The following is a 1,309-nucleotide window of genomic DNA, read 5'->3' as shown; positions in this document are numbered from 1 at the left end:
TCGCGTTCTCCGTCATACCCAGTCCTCGATGTGCCAGGTCAACGCGCCGTTACCCAAGGTCACTGTGAGCCCGGAGGTGTCGGCGTGCACTCCGAATTCTGCTACTCACCGGCCACCTCCGAGGGGAGTGGGGCGGCCTTCATCGCCCCTGCGAGGGGTAGCAACGTGGACAGCTCCGCAGCGCGGCGAGCCTCCTCCGCCGCCTTCATCGCCCCTGCGAGGGGTAGTAACTGCCTGTCGTGATAGTCGCGTCCGTGCTCGTGCTGTGCCTTCGTTGCCCCTCTGCTGGGTTCTCCTGCAAGAAATGCACCAAAATAGGGCATTGTGGATAATATGCCTGGCTGTTATCAGATCTGTGGTTGCCGTGTGTGGTGTTTGGAATCATTGGCCTGATGCGGTCACTACATCGGCTCAGTCTCCTTCTTGTCGTTGGCGCTCTCTAACGTGATTGCTCAATTCCCCAACGAGTATGAGGAGGTGAGCATTGCGTCTGCGATTGACAGTCCGCACCAGTGCGAACTCTCTGAACTGGGAGAACGTGCTGCGCCCGGGCCGCGGCCTGATCTATGACCTGCTCGCCCGAGGAGCGCCGCAACTCGGAGAGCGGCTCCACGAACACGGGTGGGGCCAGACCGGTATGACGCCGTTCGGTCACAGCGCCCCAGTGTTTCCCTCCGCGCGCCGCCGCCGCGGCACCTACGCAGTGGGCGGAACCGGTGCGCTGGAGATCGGCAGCCCGTTGCCGGAGGTCGTTGAGGGCCTGGCCAAGGGTTTGGCCGGCCAGTCGGTGCTGGACTGGGGAGGTACGGCCTTCCGGGTGGAGACCGTTGATGTCCTCCCACCCCCGGACTTCACGTCGGGAACAGCGGTGCTGAGGACCTCGACCCCGGTCGTGATGAAGGGGTCGGGGCAGGACGAGCACGGGCAGCGCACGACCCGCCAGGCGTGGGTGCTGCCGACCGAGCCGGAGTTTCCCGCCTACTTCGAAGCGAATCTACGCCGTAAAGCCGCAACTGTGGGGGTTGATCCCGATGTGACGGTTCAGGCGATCACCTGGGTCGGCCCTAAACGCAGCTTCTGTGTAGGCCAGGGCTACAAGCCGGGCGCTGCCGTGGAAGCGCAGCTGCGTGGGACCCCGGAGACGCTGCGGTGTATCTGGAGTTGGGGGCTGGGGCAGGCGAACGCGGCCGGGTTCGGGTGGGTGATCGCATGAGTTTCCTGAGTCAACCCCTATGCCGCCAAAGGCGCCTCCGAGACGGTAACGATCTTGCCGTTGGCCTGGTGAGTGGCGGGGTCGTAGACGGTGCCG

Annotated in this window: 1 protein-coding gene; it reads left to right on the top strand. The window is 64.5% G+C overall.

The features are described from left to right. Nucleotides 1–484 precede the first annotated feature (484 nt). Complete coding sequence (locus tag BJF83_RS03185; RefSeq protein WP_075925110.1) at nt 485–1,213, top strand: CRISPR-associated endoribonuclease Cas6; 729 nt, start codon at nt 485–487, stop codon at nt 1,211–1,213. Nucleotides 1,214–1,309: the final 96 nt, after the last annotated feature.

This window comes from Nocardiopsis sp. CNR-923, from assembly GCF_001942255.1.
Lineage (GTDB): Bacteria > Actinomycetota > Actinomycetes > Streptosporangiales > Streptosporangiaceae > Nocardiopsis.
Note: the sequence above shows the minus strand (reverse complement) of the source record. Positions and strands in the feature narration are given on the sequence as shown.